The organism is Candidatus Nitronauta litoralis, assembly GCA_015698285.1.
Taxonomy (GTDB): Bacteria; Nitrospinota; Nitrospinia; order Nitrospinales; family Nitrospinaceae; genus Nitronauta; species Nitronauta litoralis.
Genome location: CP048685.1, coordinates 787,224 through 803,762, shown reverse-complemented (window position 1 = coordinate 803,762; position 16,539 = coordinate 787,224). Strand labels below are relative to the sequence as shown.

The following is a 16,539-nucleotide window of genomic DNA, read 5'->3' as shown; positions in this document are numbered from 1 at the left end:
AGAATTTTTAACCATAGGAGAAATTTGTGCTGTCTTGGTTCCTGAATATGCGGATTCGAACAAAAGTATTTGCCGGCTTCACTCTGGTCACCCTGATTTTGCTGGTGGTCATTTTGGTGATTATTCAACTGGTGAAGGAAATCGAGTCCACCACGCACCGTGTTGTGGATCTTAGGTCCCCGACTGCTCAGGCAAGTTTGATGATGCTCAATGGAATGAACCATTCACTGGCATCCCTTAGAGGCTGGGTCATTCTTGGAGAAGAGCAGTTCAAAAAAGAACGCGAGGATGCCTGGAAAACACAAATTGACGCTTCCCTGAAACAATTGAATATCCTGGCAACTGAATGGACAGACCTGGAAAACATCCAGAGGCTCCAGAAAGTCGGAACTGATATTGATATGTTCCGGATGTATCAGGAAGAGATTGAAGACATTGCACAAACGGAAGAAAATACCCCGGCGCGAAAAATATTTTTCAACCAGGTGGATCCCCTGCAAAAGGTGATTGTGAGCAATTTAACCAGAATGCTCAAGCTGGAACTGAAAAATCCGCATACTGTGGAAAGGCGCGGGCTGGCTTCCTTAATGTCCGATATTGAAGCGACTACAACCCTGGCCATTGAAAAAATTGAAGAGTACCTTTTGTCTGGCTCGAATAAATTTCAGGAAGAATTCAAACACCATTGGAATAATAACAACAGGCATTATATGTACCTGGAAACCAAGGCTTCGATTCTTTCAGACGAGCAACGGGTTGCACTCAAACGGTTGAGCGAAGCGCGTTCAGAGGTGGCGCCGCTTTTTAAGAAAATTATTGCGATTCGGTCCAGTGACGACTGGAACAAGGCCAACTATAAGCTGAAGACGCAGGCTGCCCCGATTGCAGCATCAATCAATCATTTTCTAAATGAAATGGTGACCAGTCAGAATAAACTTTTAAAAAAGGAACTGGCCGCTGTTAACAAGCAGACCCATTTTTTAATAGTCATTTTGGTGGGGTGGTTCATCGTTGGGGGGTTGATTAGCGGAGTACTGGGGGCAACAATCACACGGGGAATCAGTGTGCCCCTTGAAGGTTTGAGTAGAATCATGAATGGTTTGAACAAAGGGGATTTCAGGCAGAAGCCGCTAGATGCTCTCACCAGGGATGAATTGGGAGAGCTCATTTTAAAATCCAACGCTTTGGTAGAAAAGTTAAGAGTTTTCCGTCGTCATTCTGCAAATCTCCTGTCGGGCAATCTTAAGGTTCAGGAGTTTGATCTTGAGGGAGATTTCAAAACCCTGCTTGATGGAATGGTTAAACTGGCCCGTGAAAAAGAAAACAACCCCGCCTCTGACAAGCCAGAATAAAGAGTCGACCCGGAAAATTCACAGGTTTTCCCTGTAACCGGGTACCGGGAATTGTTCCTGCCATTTAGAAACCTTTCAGGTATTTTCCCCTACGTTCCCATTGGCCTGATAGCGTTCCAAAATCACTCCTGTCTTGAGGTTACCAGGGTGGGGTGAAGCCTCCCTTCAGTTCGATTTTAAAATTCTTTTTTAAAAGTCGGTGGTATTCCTCCAGCGAATGAGCCTTTTCTGAAACAGATTTCCCATTGGCCGTGATGGTCAGGTGTTGATTCCGTAGTTGGATAAAACCATCAGTGGTGGGCATAGTGCAAAGAGTAATTCTTGTGAACAGGGACTCCGGCGAAGTGGAGTGATAATAATTTCCCGGTATGTAATCAATAGGCCGGTAGGGTGCCAGGTTGAATTCATACTGAGGTTCCCAGTTTTCCTCAATCAGGGTTTGCAAGGTCCAATGGTTCTCCGGAGTTTCTACCAGACGAATGGTGTCAGCGAATTGTTTTTCCGTTTGTTTGTTCTCAATGGGTATGGGAGCCAGTAAACCGCGTCCGCCATACCCCACGTCAACCAGCCAGTCGCGTCCATCTACATGGACACACAACACATGGTGGTTGCGAGGTTCCGGTTTCCTGTGAATCAGCACCCGGGCCATTAATCCCGTAACCTTGAACCCCAGTTCTTCAAGAATATAGGCGAACAACCCATTCAATTCATAGCAATACCCTCCCCGGTTTTGGCCGACTATTTTCTCAAACAGGTGATCAGGGTCCAGTGAAATGGAGTGTCCCAGATGAATGTCCAGGTTTTCGAAAGGGATATTCAGGCAATTCCCTACATGAAGGCCCTGGAGGGTTTCGATAGAAAGATCCAGAGAACCCTTATAGTGGATTCTTTCCAGGTAGGCATCCAGGTTTTGTGATGGGGGCATGAGAAGGGAGAGGGTTGCAACGCTGAACAGTATGAGTTTGGACTACCGTGCGTTGGAGTGACCATTAGGTTATTGGACAAAAAAACGTCTCAGCCTAACGGATTTTAATGTAAGTGGGAAGTCGGAAATAGATTTCTATTGAAGGGGGCATTTTCGTTGGATTTGGCTTATATGACGTTTGTTCCCATTTCAAGATACCCACTCCCCTCTGGAGACCTTTGAATAATCCTGATGTCAAAGCAGTGGCTGGTCTTTAGCAATTTTGACAAAAAACTCGTAATCGCGAGTGACCAGAGAGCGTGGCGATCCAGAGGTCTGGATTGCTTCGTCGTAAAGGCTCTTCGCAATGACGAACACTTTTTTTCAAAATATTCCACTTATACAAAGCTCTCTCCCCTGTGTGGGAATATGCTATCTGATCGAACCGGGATTTCATTAAAACCCGTTTGAAAAATCTGATTTTTGCACGAAACATCGTGCGTACGAAAAGACGTTTATACGGTTTTCCCTACGACTTGGAAATAAAAAAAAATCCACGAAAACCCTTAACCTCATTCTTTATGGTGGTTTTCTCTACTCCGACTAGTGTTTTTTAATTTGGCATAGGGCTTGCAGAATTTAAGTACCGAAAAGATTTGGGCCAATATGGGGGTTGCCCATTCGATCCAGGTTTTGACAAACGCTAACGCAGGTTGCTTCTTGATCGGAGGTGGAAACATGTTGTACGAGGTGCGCATAAAAGAACCTAACGGATCACTCAAAAAAGTTCTCCCTTCTCAATCCCTGTCAAAAAATTTCTGGCAAAACTTTAATGACTCCGAAAACAGGATCAGCCTGATTTCAACTGGTCAGAAATCGGTTCCAAAATGGGTAAAAAAGAATCTGGATCTTCTGTATCCGGAGACTTTTGAAATCAATTATTATTAGGGACACCTGCCAATTAATTTTTCAATAGACAGGAAGCCTGATTTCCTGTCTTGCCTCTCAGGCACTATACAGGAGCCGAAATTTTCGGCTCCTGTTTCTTTTTTGATCAAGGTTGGGTAAAGTAGGCCTGCACCCATTAGCATGCAGGTTTCTTAAATGGCACGTCCACAATCCGGAATAGTTCCTCCACCACTGTATCACAATCGCATACAGGTCTTTGAAATCCTCGACCTTCCCATGACCTCAATGACTGTGGGACAATTTTCAGTCATGATTCCGGGTCTTGGCCACCAGCTTGCACAATCGAATTCTCCAGAGGAAATGAGAGTTACTGTTGGGTTTGGTTTCATGTTCTGGACTCTGGCCTGGCATGGAATGACTCCCCGCCTGTTCAAGCCTTTTGAGACGCTGGAGTCGGGAGACAATGAAATTATAGAGGTGGAGGGAGACCTTCTGGTTCATTACACATCTTCCAGCCAGAAGCTTATCGAAGAGTTGATTCAGAAGGTGGAAAACAATCTTAAGGGGCTGGTCGACCTGGTCGTGGATCATGAGTTGCATTGGGATAAGCAATTGGATGCGGACCAAAAGATTCCTGGAGATATCTGGGTTTCCAATGATGAGGCTGAGTTTTCAAAGGGGACTTTCATGTTGCACCTGGAAATGGAACACCATCATAAGTTTTCAAAACCTCTGGTGCATTCCCTGTATTCTTTGCTGGAGGCTCGGGAAATGTCCGATCGTGTCATGATCCGGGTAATGGATATAAACGAGGATGAAAAAAAAGGGACCTATTTACAGTTGTTTCATCAGAATTCGGATAAACTCGATGCATTTTTGGAAGACTGGCTTGAACAAGACCAGCCACATGTGCTCGGAATAGGAGAGGGAGAAATTTCTGTCCGAGCCATTCGTTTTTTTGTCCCTTCCCTGGATGTTTTGACAGGGTTGAGACAGGGGGGTATTCGAATGAACCGGTTCTCCCAGACTCGGCAATGGAAGGAATAACTATTTTGAAAGGTAACTTGTGAGTGACATTGAAGAAAATCAAAGCCCGGTCCCGGAATTGAAAAAGGCGACAGAACAGGACCCGGAAAGTGCAGGCGCCTGGTTAGCTTTAGGCCATGCCTTTCTTGCCGAGCTTAAATTTGAGGAGGCCCTGCCTCCGTTTCAGAAAGCCGTGCAGCTTGAACCGGAAAATGCTCAAGCCCATTTTGGACTGGCCAAGGCTTTTGATGGATTGAAACGGTATGATGAGATGATTGACGCCTTCCAGGAAGCTTCCTATCTCGCTCCGGATTGGTCAGAATCCCATTATAATCTTGGATTGGCCTATATGCTTGTAGGCCAATATGAAGATGCTACTGATCCCCTGAAAAAAGCTGTGGAGGTCCAGCCTGATTTTGCCGAAGCACATAAAGTGCTGGGGGTTATATATTCCCTTCTGGGAGATACCGGGTTAGCTCAGAAATATTCCGAGGAAGCAGCCCGCCTGAACCCTTTGTATAAGAAATAGCGGCCTGGCTTGTGACTGATCAAGACAGGAGCTTCCGAGGTTGGCCGCGGACAGGGAAAACCCTTTAAATTTGAAGGATTAACAGTTTCTGCGCTTCTTGACTTCTTCCATCCCGATGGTTGACAGTACCCCAAAATTTAGATAAAAAGGTTTGATTCAAAAGCGATAATCCGGGATCTGGTGGTAAAGCAGTTTTACTGGTTGTTACCCTTTGGGGAAACATGCCTGTCCGCTAACCAATGCGTCTTGGACCTTGATCAATAAATACTTTCAGGAATAAAACCTGTTTTTTCAGTGGGTTTTTTATTTTCATGGCCAATCCACCCAAAGGTGTTGCGCAAACTCTTACAGATGTCCTGACCAATCTTCAACAATCGTTGAAGGACCGTACTCGGGAACTGGAGGCTGCGAAGAAAAAACTCAAGGAAGAAATGACTGCGCGTTCCGCCCTGGAAGAGCAGATCAAATCCGGTACCTTGGATGTTGGCGGGGATTTTGTTCCAAAAGGAGAGTTGGAAACAGCGGTCAACGCCCAAAAAAACCTGGAAGAACAACTTGCCAATGCGCAGGCGCGAATTGAATCCCTTTCCAAATCCGGTGGGGAAGGAGGCGGTGTTGGTGTTTCCAGCGCCGAGATGGAAAATGAGATCAATAAGCGACGGCGCGCGGAAGACCAGCTTTCCGAAAGAACAGAAAATGTTTACAAGCTCACCCGCGAATTACAAACAGAGATAGATTTAAGACGTAAGCTCGAAGATCGGTTGAAAATCCTGGCACTCAAATCCAAAACGGGTGCCTCCGACACTGAGCTCAAAGATGAAATTGAGAAGCTGGAAGAAGCCCAAAGCTCACTCAAGGCCAGCACCGAAGAAATTTACAAGGCTACGCAGGATCTGCAGTTTGAAACGGATATGCGTCGGCATCTGGAAGAGCAGTTACGCGAAGCCAGAGAACAGATCGAGCTGGCTCAACTAAGCGGGGCGGTGGAAGGCACTGCCAATACTGAAATCCAGAAGGAACTCGAGGAACTGCGTTCTCAACAGGAAGGGATTCAGCTGGAACGCGACCGGTTGGAACTGGAACTTAAACAAGTTGAACAAAAGCATCTGGAAGAAATCGAAAGTTCCCGGGAAAAGTATGAATCCGAATTGAAGGAAACCCGGTTCAAACTGGAAGCTGCGCAGAAACAGGCAGCGGAAGGTGCGGGGATCAGTGACGCAATTCAGAAAGAAGTCGAAGCTCTAAGAAAATCGGAATCAGAACTTAAAGATAAAGCGCTTGCTGATGAACAGGATTTTAAAACCAAACTTGAGGCCATAGAGAGCAGTAGCAAGCTGCAGCAGGAGGAGTTGGAAAAAACTCTGGGGGGCAAGGTTCAGGAACTGGAAAACCAGATCAACGATTTGCTGGAGGAAGGATCCAACCTGAACAAAAAAGTCGAGCTTGCTGAGTTGGAGCGAAAAGCGGCTGAAGAAAAGGTGGAAGAGATCCAGACCAGGCTTGAAGAAGCCATGACCGAATCCGCGAAAGAAGCGGGAGCGGCAGATGTACTTCGCACGGAACTGGAAGAGCTGAAGAAGGCCCAGGAAGAATGGGATGAGGAAAAGAAAAAGCTGGAGGACGAAGTTCGCGAAGAAAACGAAAAACTGCTTGTGCTGGCAAACCAGATTGAAATTGATTCAGCAGAACGTGACAAACTGAAAGCGGAGATTGAAGCAGCCAACGAGCAGGCTGAGCAGGCACTGAAGGAATCAGCAAAAAATGCGGGAGCTCTTGAAGCCCTGCAGCAGGAGGAGGAAACCTGGAAAAGAAAAGAAGAAGAATTCAAAAATGAAGTTGAAAATTATGAACGTGAGATTCGTGAACTGAACACCAAGCTTGACGAAGCCTGGAAGGAGTCAGCCAAGGGTACTGGAGCCGCTGAGGGCCTGGAAAAAGAAATCGAAAAATTGCAGCAGGATAGGGAAGCCTTTAAAACTGAAAAGGCTACCATGGAGGCCGAGATCAAGGCAATGCGTGGGCAGTTGGATGAAGCGGCCAAAGGGTCTGGTGCCGCTGATGCCCTGCAGAAGGAGCTGGATCAGGCTAACGAAAGCCTGGAAAAAATCAAGAATGAAAAAGAGGAACTTGGTAACCAGTTGAAGGAAGCAAAATCCCGACTTGAAGAAGCAATTATGGAGTCAGCTCAGGATACCGTATACGACACGGAGTTGAACCAGGAAATAGAAAAGTTGCAGAAATCCGAGGAAGCATTGAAAGGTGCTCGGGCCCAGTTGGAAGCACAGGTAGCCAGCCTGACGACAGAACTGGAGGAAACTCTAGCTGCATTAAAAGAGGCACAACAGGAATCTGCAAAGAAGACTGCGGCACCTCCGGCAGCCCCGGCCCCAACTTCGGCGACGGCACAACCGCCTGCCGGACAACCTGCTCCGGCGGCTAAACCTTCCCCTGCTGCGGGTTCCGTGGATATGGAAATCGCCAAGCTAAAACAAGTGTTGGCCAAAAATCCACGGGAAGGAAGAGCGTTGTACCAGTTGGGCATGGTTTATATCAAAGCCAAACGATACGAAGAGGCGGTTGATCCGATGAAAATGGCAGCCAAAGTAATGCCCAGAGAAGCGGAGATCCATTTTCAACTGGGGGATGTTTACTATAAATTGCAAAATTATCAGGAAGCCCTGGCACCTTTTAACCAGGCGGTAAGGATTAACCCGAAACTGGCTAAAGCCCACTATAATTTATGTATGATAAATGAACTCGTAGGCAATGAAGATGCTGCACAGAAACATTACCAGATGGCTATAAAGCTCAACCCAAATATTGAAACTGAGATGGGCGGATGAGGAGCATCGGGATCGTCTCCTCTCAGTGTTCCATTGAATTTTTTGTGAAATTCACTTAAATTAATTAGATGCGGATTGCACATAGGTCCGTTCAGGCCTGATTTTATGGAGCGGCAATGGGGGTCTTTGTAAGACGGAAAATCTCCAAAGGAAAATACATTATTCGACAGGGAACACATGGAACCAGTGCTTTTATTATTGAACGCGGTACGGTTGAAGTGTTTCAGATCGATGCCAATGGTGATAAAAAGGAATTGGCTGTCCTGAAAGAGAAAGATGTCTTTGGGGAAATGGCTCTGATCTCAGATTGTGTACGCACCGCCAATGTCCGGGCTTTGGAAGACTGTGTTGTCTCTGTTCTGACTCAGGAAATTTATAAAAAACTTCCGCCGGATAACCCTGGAATCAAACGTATTCGGTCAATCATGACCTCCCGTCTAAGCCAGATGAAAAACAAGAGTAATCCTCAAACACAAAATCCGGAAGAGCCTGCAATTTAAAATTTCCTGACCGTAATTTCAGTTTTTCCCCTCAAGATTTAATGAATCATCCTCAAGGCTTTAATGTGTGCAAACACCGTTTGCCCCGGCTCCAGTTTTAAAACCGAAAGCGATTTTTTTGTGATGGTCGCCAAAAGTGGCTGTCCGATGTCTATCATGACATTCACCGAATGATCCTCCGGTTCTCCTGCTTCAATAGCAGTCACTCGTCCTTCCAAAATATTCAGCACACTCGTCTGGATGTTGCGTGGACCGGTTACCAGACTCACATCCCGGGCCAGGACATGCAGGCGCAAGGTACTTCCAGCTTTCAGGTTTTGTTTTGGAACGTGAAGGGGTTGATCACCAAAAGTCAGCCGTGTGAGTTTGTATTCTTCTTCGTGGTCAGTGACAATGGTGTCCAGCAGGGTACCTGCAAGAGCGGGAGGCGGTTGCTGGCCCGGTGATATTTCGGCAAGCACTTCCTGAGCCTTACCCGCAGCTTGTACGCGACCGTCCTCCAGTAAAACAAGCGTGTCGACCAATTGCAGCACCTCGTCGAGTGAATGGCTGACGTAGAGAATGGGAATATTGAGTTCGCTGCGTAGTCTGGAAAGGTACGGCAGGATTTCCTGTTTGCGTGGCATATCAAGATTTGCCAGTGGTTCATCCATCATCAGGATACGCGGGCTGGTCAATAAGGCTCTCCCGATCGCCACGCGTTGTTTTTCTCCCGCCGACATATTTTTCGGAAAACGGTCGAGCAGTTTGGAAAGTCCCAACAACTCGATAATCTGATCCGGTGCAATCCGGCGTTCTGCCTGCGGGATTCTCTTGTAACCGTAAAGCAGATTGTCACGAACATTTTTATGAGGAAACAGGCGAGCGTCCTGAAAAACAAACCCGATGGGTCGTTTGTGAGGGGGCAAAAATTCTTCGCCATGTTGCCAGACAGCATCACCAAATGTAACGGACCCTGTATCCGGTTTTTCCAAACCGGAAAGGCAGCGCAACAGGGTGGTTTTGCCGCAACCCGAGGGGCCGAAGATTACGGTGACCCCATCAAGAGGAAGAGATAAATCCGTATCCAGTTGAAACCCGGGATACTGTATTTTAATTTTAGCTTTTAATTGTGTGCTCATGAGAGATGAACCGGTAACCGGCGATTCAGCGTGTAGACCATTAATAGAACAAGAAAGGAGAAAGCCAGAAGACCGGCGGACAAGGCATGTGCCTGCATGTATTCCAGGGATTCAACATGGTCGTATATGGCGATGGAGATGACCCGGGTTTCCCCCGGGATGTTGCCTCCTACCATCAGGACGACCCCGAATTCTCCCAGGGTGTGTGCAAACCCGAGAACTATGGCGGTGATGTACCCCCGCAGGGCCAGGGGAGAAGCGACGCTCATGAAAGCATCCCAAGGAGAAGCACGTAAGGTCCAGGCCGCCTCCAGAGGGGCCCGGCCAACCGATTCGAAGGCACCCTGCAAAGGTTGAACAACGAATGGTAAGGAGTACAGGGAAGAGGCAATGACAAGGCCCGTGAAAGAAAATGCCAGGGAATCACCGGTCACCGACTGGAACCATCCTCCGATGACTCCGTTGGTTCCGAGGGCGATCAGAAGATAAAACCCAAGCACCGTCGGAGGCAGTACCAGGGGAAGAGCGACAACCGCCTCTACCAGAATGCGCCATTTCTTTTTTGTGTGGGCCAGCCACCAGGCAACCGGGGTTCCGACTGCCAGCAGCAGAAGAACCGTGACCGCTGCCAGTTTCAAGGTAATGAAAACCGGTTGCCAATCGAGTGAAGTTGCTTCCATATTAAAAAAATTTGAAAAGAGTTTTAAAAAGCAGATTAACGTTATATATCATAAAATATAACGAATGGTCAAGGTCTTGTCGGGATTAAGCCAAAGGGAATCGTGTGGTCAAAAAATAAATTCGCAACGTTGTGCAAGAGGATCATTGAAAACTGGAGGTCATGGCATTAACATAGTCCGCATGGCTAAAGACTTTGAACCACTCAAAACAAGACTTCTTGTGATTGCAGACCGTCTGGATGAAGACGAGCAGGCTTATTTCCGTCCTCTTGTTGAAAACTTTTCCGGATCGGTTTCCGAATTCCAGCGCATCATGCGGGATCTGGGGAAATTCGGTGGAAAAATTGGAGACGGCAGTAAGTTTGGAATTTACCGGGAGGTTCAGAACCTCTACGACCAATGCAATCGCGAGATTTAAATGAAATAAAAGCCGCACGTCTGGTAGTTCGGGGAAAGGTTCAGGGAGTGTGGTTCCGAGCCTCAACCGAAAAGGAAGCCAACCGTCTTGGCGTTACCGGGTGGGTGCGTAATTGCCCGGACCGTACGGTCGAAATTCTTGCAGAGGGGGCAGAGCTGGAAGAGTTCATTGCCTGGTGCCGGCAGGGTCCTCCCCTGGCCGAGGTTGACGCTGTGGACATAGAGTGGACCACTCCCCGGGGTTTTGACTCCTTCGAAATCAGGTGATTCCTTGATCCAAATCCAGGAACTGGTCAAAAACTACGGCAATTTCACCGCCGTCGACGGGATTGATCTGGAAATCCCTGCCGGTCAGTTTTTCGGCTGCCTTGGCCCTAATGGCGCAGGCAAGACCACCACCATCAAAATGCTGGTGGGCATTCTCAAACCCACTCGTGGAAAAATATTTATTGGTGGCAAGAATGTCGTTGAGGATCCGGTCCAAGCCAAGGCGATGATTGGATACATACCGGATCGCCCCTTTATTTATGACAAGCTCAGTGGTTTGGAGTATCTGGCCTTTATTGCAGACATTTACGGGATGGATGCTACTGATGCTGAAAAGAAAGCCCAGCGCTTTCTGGAGTTTTTCGATCTGGGCCGACATGGCGGGGAGTTGATCGAAGGCTATTCCCACGGGATGAAACAGAAACTGGTGATATCAGGTGCTCTGTTACACGAACCAAAAGTCCTCATCGTGGATGAGCCCATAGTCGGCCTCGATCCCAAAGGCGCGCGCCAGGTGAAAGACCTGTTCACCGATGTTTGTCGCAAGGGCGCCACCATTTTCATGTCCACCCATTCCCTTGGCATTGCCCAGGCCATGTGCGACCGCATTGGAATCATCCAGCATGGAAAAATGATTGCGCTGGGGACTATGGAAGACCTGAGGCGGCAGGCCAAAAAAAACCACGAGGATCTTGAGGATTTATTTCTCGAACTCACCGGCGACACCGATCTAGAAAACCTGGTAAAAACAATGACAACTCCCTGAAAGTAGTAGCAGAGGGCAGAAAGAGAACTTGAATTAGTCTAGCTAGATAGTTAAGTATATAGTGTGTTCCATGGTTCCAAGAGGAGATACCAACGCCCACGATTTTTACATTTTAATTCACTATTCGGTGGAAAAGAATATTGAGTATTTATTGGGCGGAAAGAAACCTTTTGATTGTTTTATTAATGATCGGGGTTTGTGCGGAATCGGCCCGGACCATAGCCCACATATCAGAACTTATTCCCTTGAGTTCTCCAAGCCGGATAAGTTTTTTCTGTGATAAAGCTTCGGTCACCGTATTTTGCGGTAAAACCGCCACGCAGATTCCTCTTTCCGCTCCCAAACGAAGCAGGGTCACATCATCCGCCTCTCCAATAACCTGTGGATTGATCTGGTTCTGGTAGAAGTAACTTTCAATTTCATTTTGAATCTGACTGTGCCTGGTTAGTTGAAAAAGTGGAGCTCCGGAAAGTGAATGGGGAAAATTCTTTCTGAGATATGCAAACTTTTCAGAACCCACAGCAACAATTTTGCGCGGTCTTAAACGGTAGTTTGTGATTTTTTTGTATTTTTTATCGACTTCACGGTCACTCAGAACCATTTCCAGTTCATTCTGGTCTAATTGATAAATCAATTCATCCAGGACCCCTTCTATCACAACAACCGACACAGACTTGTCCTTTAACAAGGGGACCACGAACTCATGAATATGGGAAGAAGACAAGGAAGGTAAAACACCCACCCTTATGCGAGACCTGCGTTTTGGATTTTCCTGTTTTACAGCCAGGTTTAATTCTTCAGCCAGATTAAAAATTTTGTTGCAGTATTCAAAAACCAGCTTACCGGTGTCATTCAAAATTAACTTCCTGGCTTTTCGTTCAAACAGACGTTTATCAAAATTTTCTTCCAACAGCCTCAATTGTTCGCTTAAACCGGATGGAGTCAAATTCAGTTTTTTACCCGCTTTTTTAATAGATCCTTCTCGGGCAATAGCCCAGAAATAGTAAAGATGACGAAAGTTGGGCAGATTATACATAGACATAAATCCTTGTTTGATTAGTGAGTTTGAATCATGAATCAATATTTTTGATTTATTTGTAAGAAAAAATCAACTTAATTTAATTCAAAATTTATGGATAATGGGTTATCTGAACTTTCTGGAGGGTTTAACTCAAACTTGTTGAAGATACGAAAACCTTCTTTAGAAGACGGGCCAAAAATGTTTGAGCTGGCCCGTACCGCAGGAAATCTGGATGTTAACTCCTGTTATCACTATATTCTGCTTTCTTATAAATTCACAGATACGTGTGCAGTCGCGGTCCAGGGCGGGGAATTAGCGGGCTTTGCGACAGGGTTCCGAGATCCAAACCATCCGGAGGTCCTTTTTATCTGGCAGGTAGCGGTATCAAATAAATTTCGCAATGGTGGAATTGCCAAAGCCATGTTGAAACATATTCTCCAACGAAATTTCAATCCGTCAATTCGATTCCTTGAAGCCACTATTACTCCCTCGAATAAAGGATCACAGGCCCTTTTTCAGAGTCTGGCAAATGAGCTGAATTGCTCAGTTAATAAGGAATCCTTAATTTCAGCGTCACTTTTCCCAGAAAACGGGCATGAGCCTGAATCTCTGTTTTGCCTTGGACCGTTAGGCGATCGCTGTACAAAAAAGGAATATATTTAATGGAAATTTTTGAAGAGATTGAATCTAATGTCAGGTCCTATTGCAGGGCTTTCCCGGCAATGTTTCAAAAGGCCAAGGGTTGTTATGTTTTTGATCAAACCGGACAACCTTACCTTGATTTTTTTTCAGGAGCTGGTGCATTGAATTACGGTCACAATCCAGATCCAATGAAAGCCAGACTTCTTGATTACATTGAACAAGATGGCATCGCCCACAGTCTGGATATGGCTACGGAGGCTAAGGGAGTATTTCTCGATAAATTCAATGAAGTGATCCTTAAGCCTCGTGACATGAAATACAAGGTCCAGTTCCCTGGTCCTACAGGGACAAACTCCGTGGAGAGCTCTTTAAAGCTTGCACGGAAAATAACCGGGCGGGACAAGATTCTGTTTTTCACTCAGGCTTTCCACGGGATGACGTTGGGCTCACTTTCCATATCCGGCAATTCTTTTAAGCGGGACGGGGCAGGCCTGTCTTTGACAAACTCAATTTGTATGCCTTACGACAGTTATTTCGGGAATGATGTCGATACCATCGAATACATGGAGCGAATGTTGGAAAGTAGTGGCAGCGGAGTCGACCTTCCGGCCGCTGCCATCGTAGAAGCCGTGCAGGCGGAAGGTGGGATCAATTCCGCAAGTGGTGAATGGCTGGAGAAACTTCAGGAGCTTTGCAAAAAATACGGCATGTTGTTTATCGTGGACGACATCCAGGCCGGATGTGGCAGAACAGGAACATTTTTCAGTTTTGAAAATATGAACCTCACCCCCGATATCGTCTGTCTTTCCAAGTCCATTAGTGGATATGGCCTGCCAATGGCACTATGTCTCATTAAACCGGAGCATGATAAATGGGAGCCCGGTGAGCACAATGGAACTTTTCGGGGAAACAACCTCGCTTTTGTGACGGCTACTGAAGCGTTGAACTTTTGGAAAGACTCTGCATTTTCCCGTGAAATTCTTCGCAAGGGCGAATTAATAAAAGATCGTCTCGAAAATTTGATGGAATCTTTTCCTGAAGAAATCAGTGAAACCCGGGGCCGGGGCATGATTCAGGGGATGGTTTTCAGGGAAGACGGGCTAGGTTCTCACATTTCCTCAATCTGTTTTGAAAACTTTTTATTGGCAGAAACGTCTGGTTCGGATAGTGATGTTCTCAAGCTTTTACCCCCTCTCAATATCAATGAAGAAGATTTAAACAAGGGGTTGGATATTATTGAGGCGTCGTTGTCAGAAGTTGCGGCCAAAGCAATGGCTTAAATTGCTGGGAACTTTAACACTAGGATTAAGAATATGATCGTTCGAAAACTTGAAGAAATTACAGGTACCGACAATGAGGTTTCAGCGGAGAACTGGTCTAGCCGCAGAATCCTTTTAAAAAAAGATGGAATGGGGTTTTCCTTCCACGATACAAGGATACTTCCGGAAACAGAGACCTTTATGTGGTACCGCCACCATGTTGAAGCTGTTTATTGCATTGAGGGGGAGGGCGAGTTGGCCGACTTGACCACTGGCAAAACCCACGCCCTTGCCCCTGGAACTTTGTACGCGCTGGATGGGAATGAAAAGCATGTCCTGCGAACCAAAACGGGTATGAGGATGATTTGTGTATTCAATCCCCCTCTGAACGGAAACGAAGTTCACGATGAAGAGGGAGCGTACCCTCTGGAAGAGGTATCGGAAGAATCCAGATAGGAAAATTTTTTATGACACAGCAGGCAACACTTCAGGATAAATACCCCTCTCGAGGGGATGTTCCAGGTATTTTAGACCGTAAGGATCCCGTGATTTACGGTTCCAGTTCTTCAGGGCCGGATGCCTACTTAGATAATGAACAGTTGAGTTTTTATGAGAAGAACGGGTATCTCATTTTAGAATCCTTTTTTTTTCGAGAAGAGGTCGAAAAACTACAGGAGGAATTGAATTGCCTGAGGAGTGCTGAAGGTGTAGAAGAAAATCCGGAATATATTCTGGAGCCTTCAAGCCGGGAAGTCAGGTCTATTTTTAATATCCACCGAACGAATGAGTTATTCAGCAAACTTTCACGCGATAAACTGATATTAAAAATTGTAACCCAATTATTAAATAGCCCGGTTTATATTCATCAATCGCGAATCAATTACAAGCCGGGTTTTGACGGGAAGGAATTTTACTGGCATTCGGATTTTGAAACCTGGCACGTGGAGGACGGAATGCCGCGTATGCGGGCTATCAGTTGTTCCATCACCTTAACCGATAATAATGAATTCAACGGTCCTCTACTGCTGATTCCCGGGTCGCACCAGCAATTTATTTCCTGCGCAGGGCAAACCCCCGAAAACCATTTTAAACAATCGTTAAAAAAACAGGAATATGGTGTGCCTGATTCCAGAATTCTAAAACGCATTGCAGACCAGAACGGTATGGTCTCTTTTAAAGGTAATGCAGGCTCTGTTGTGTTTTTTGAATGTAATGTCATGCATGGGTCCAATGGAAACATTACCCCCTGGCCCCGAAGCAATATATTTTTCGTTTACAATAGTATGGAAAACACACTCGTTGAACCCTTTTGTGGTTTGAAACCCCGCCCAGACTATATTGCCAGCAGAGAGTTTTCTCCCCTGGAACCCGAATAAAACCTGAAATGCAATGGCATCGCTGTATTTTGATTTTAGCCGTTACCCTGCTTTTTGGGTGTCAGGATTCTCAACCTGGTGATAAATCAAACTCGATCGCGCAAACTACCCTGGAACAGGCCCGAGCAAAAGGGTCCCTCAGGATAGGTTACGCCAATGAAGCCCCCTACGCCTATTACGATCCGGAACAGGACCGATTAACGGGAGAAGCCCCGGAAATTGCACGCCTTGTGTTGAAGGAAATGGGAGTCAAAAATATCGAAGGGGTCCTGACAGAATTCGGAGCCCTGATTCCAGGTTTAAAGGCCCGGCGTTTCGATATCATTGCCGCTGGAATGTATATCACCCCGGAACGCTGCAGGGAGGTGGCTTTTTCAAATCCTACCTATGGAGTTGGTGGAGGGTTTATAGTTAAAAATAACAACCCTAAGAAATTACACAGTTATGAAAACGTAGCTGGACAAAATAAAGTTAAACTGGGCGTGGTGGCAGGAACGGTCGAAATAAATTATGCTAGAAAACTGGGAGTTCCTGATGACAGATTGCTGATTTTTCCTGACGCCCTCAGTGCTCTGTCGGGTGTTAAAACAGGAAGAGTCGACGCTTTCTCAGCCACCAGCCTGACAATTCAGACTTTGTTGAACAAGGCAAAAGACAAAACCATTGAACGCGCCAGACCCTTTCACGACCCGGTCATTGATGGAAAATCAATCAAAGGGTTTGGAGCATTTGCTGTGAGAAAAGAAGATCAAAATCTGCTGGAGGCACTAAACCGGGAACTGGCCAATTTTATTGGTTCGCCGGAGCATATTCGAACGGTGCATCCTTTCGGCTTCTCCAAAGGAGACCTGCCCGGAAACGTGACCGCAGATCAGGTTTGCCGTCCAGAAACCCGCCAGTTTGAATAATCGAGAATATTATTTGGAG

At 46.3% G+C, this 16,539-nt stretch carries 18 protein-coding genes; 14 read left to right on the top strand and 4 right to left on the bottom strand.

The window, feature by feature from the left end:
- The first annotated feature begins 26 nt into the window (after positions 1-26).
- Complete coding sequence (locus G3M70_03670) at positions 27-1,352, top strand: hypothetical protein (GenBank protein ID QPJ61034.1); 1,326 nt, start codon at positions 27-29, stop codon at positions 1,350-1,352.
- Positions 1,353-1,491: 139 nt separating this feature from the next.
- Here G3M70_03670 and G3M70_03665 read toward each other — a convergent pair whose 3' ends face one another.
- A complete protein-coding gene (locus tag G3M70_03665) occupies positions 1,492-2,277 on the bottom strand; it encodes an arylamine N-acetyltransferase (protein ID QPJ61033.1) in 786 nt (261 codons plus the stop codon).
- Between the two features lie 717 nt (positions 2,278-2,994).
- On the opposite strand from G3M70_03665, the gene G3M70_03660 reads away from it, so the two are divergent.
- The 5 genes from G3M70_03660 to G3M70_03640 all read left to right on the top strand — a co-directional run bounded on the left by G3M70_03660 (position 2,995) and on the right by G3M70_03640 (position 8,063).
- The gene (locus G3M70_03660) at positions 2,995-3,204 is read left to right on the top strand and encodes a hypothetical protein (protein ID QPJ61032.1); all 210 of its coding nucleotides are present in this window, start codon (positions 2,995-2,997) and stop codon (positions 3,202-3,204) included.
- Between the two features lie 156 nt (positions 3,205-3,360).
- Positions 3,361-4,212 (top strand): hypothetical protein, encoded by an 852-nt coding sequence (locus tag G3M70_03655; GenBank protein ID QPJ61031.1) that lies wholly within the window; start codon positions 3,361-3,363, stop codon positions 4,210-4,212.
- A gap of 19 nt (positions 4,213-4,231) precedes the next feature.
- Positions 4,232-4,720, top strand: coding sequence for a tetratricopeptide repeat protein (locus G3M70_03650; protein QPJ61030.1), 489 nt, complete (start codon positions 4,232-4,234; stop codon positions 4,718-4,720).
- Between the two features lie 311 nt (positions 4,721-5,031).
- Positions 5,032-7,563 carry a tetratricopeptide repeat protein gene (locus G3M70_03645; protein ID QPJ61029.1) on the top strand — a complete coding sequence of 844 codons (2,532 nt, stop codon included), beginning with the start codon at positions 5,032-5,034 and terminating at the stop codon, positions 7,561-7,563.
- A 116-nt stretch (positions 7,564-7,679) separates the two neighbouring features.
- Positions 7,680-8,063, top strand: a complete 384-nt coding sequence (locus G3M70_03640) for a cyclic nucleotide-binding domain-containing protein (GenBank protein ID QPJ61028.1) — start codon at positions 7,680-7,682, stop codon at positions 8,061-8,063.
- Between the two features lie 38 nt (positions 8,064-8,101).
- Here G3M70_03640 and modC read toward each other — a convergent pair whose 3' ends face one another.
- On the bottom strand, positions 8,102-9,184 hold the full coding sequence (gene modC, locus G3M70_03635; GenBank protein QPJ61027.1) for a molybdenum ABC transporter ATP-binding protein: 1,083 nt from the start codon (positions 9,182-9,184) through the stop codon (positions 8,102-8,104).
- Positions 9,181-9,864, bottom strand: a complete 684-nt coding sequence (gene modB / locus G3M70_03630; GenBank protein QPJ61026.1) for a molybdate ABC transporter permease subunit — start codon at positions 9,862-9,864, stop codon at positions 9,181-9,183. Before modB ends, modC begins: the two co-directional genes overlap by 4 nt.
- A gap of 181 nt (positions 9,865-10,045) precedes the next feature.
- On the opposite strand from modB, the gene G3M70_03625 reads away from it, so the two are divergent.
- From G3M70_03625 to G3M70_03615, 3 genes are read left to right on the top strand one after another with little or no spacing between them, the layout of a single operon-like run.
- On the top strand, positions 10,046-10,282 hold the full coding sequence (locus tag G3M70_03625) for a hypothetical protein (protein QPJ63698.1): 237 nt from the start codon (positions 10,046-10,048) through the stop codon (positions 10,280-10,282).
- Positions 10,264-10,548: an acylphosphatase gene (locus G3M70_03620; GenBank protein ID QPJ61025.1), complete on the top strand. Its 285-nt coding sequence runs from the start codon at positions 10,264-10,266 to the stop codon at positions 10,546-10,548. The genes G3M70_03625 and G3M70_03620 overlap by 19 nt, the downstream gene beginning before the upstream one ends.
- Before the next feature lie 4 nt (positions 10,549-10,552).
- Positions 10,553-11,314: an ABC transporter ATP-binding protein gene (locus G3M70_03615; GenBank protein QPJ61024.1), complete on the top strand. Its 762-nt coding sequence runs from the start codon at positions 10,553-10,555 to the stop codon at positions 11,312-11,314.
- 148 nt (positions 11,315-11,462) lie between these two features.
- On the opposite strand, the gene G3M70_03610 is transcribed toward G3M70_03615, so the two are convergent.
- On the bottom strand, positions 11,463-12,350 hold the full coding sequence (locus G3M70_03610; protein ID QPJ61023.1) for a LysR family transcriptional regulator: 888 nt from the start codon (positions 12,348-12,350) through the stop codon (positions 11,463-11,465).
- A gap of 183 nt (positions 12,351-12,533) precedes the next feature.
- On the opposite strand from G3M70_03610, the gene ectA reads away from it, so the two are divergent.
- From ectA to ehuB, 5 genes are read left to right on the top strand one after another with little or no spacing between them, the layout of a single operon-like run.
- Complete coding sequence (ectA, locus tag G3M70_03605) at positions 12,534-12,998, top strand: diaminobutyrate acetyltransferase (protein QPJ61022.1); 465 nt, start codon at positions 12,534-12,536, stop codon at positions 12,996-12,998.
- A complete protein-coding gene (gene ectB, locus G3M70_03600; protein ID QPJ61021.1) occupies positions 12,998-14,257 on the top strand; it encodes a diaminobutyrate--2-oxoglutarate transaminase in 1,260 nt (419 codons plus the stop codon). Before ectA ends, ectB begins: the two co-directional genes overlap by 1 nt.
- A gap of 33 nt (positions 14,258-14,290) precedes the next feature.
- Positions 14,291-14,692 (top strand): ectoine synthase, encoded by a 402-nt coding sequence (locus G3M70_03595; GenBank protein ID QPJ61020.1) that lies wholly within the window; start codon positions 14,291-14,293, stop codon positions 14,690-14,692.
- 11 nt (positions 14,693-14,703) lie between these two features.
- Entirely contained in the window at positions 14,704-15,612 is a 909-nt protein-coding gene (gene thpD / locus G3M70_03590; GenBank protein QPJ61019.1) for an ectoine hydroxylase, read from the top strand.
- A gap of 8 nt (positions 15,613-15,620) precedes the next feature.
- The gene (gene ehuB, locus G3M70_03585; protein ID QPJ61018.1) at positions 15,621-16,520 is read left to right on the top strand and encodes an ectoine/hydroxyectoine ABC transporter substrate-binding protein EhuB; all 900 of its coding nucleotides are present in this window, start codon (positions 15,621-15,623) and stop codon (positions 16,518-16,520) included.
- The last annotated feature ends 19 nt before the right edge of the window (positions 16,521-16,539 follow it).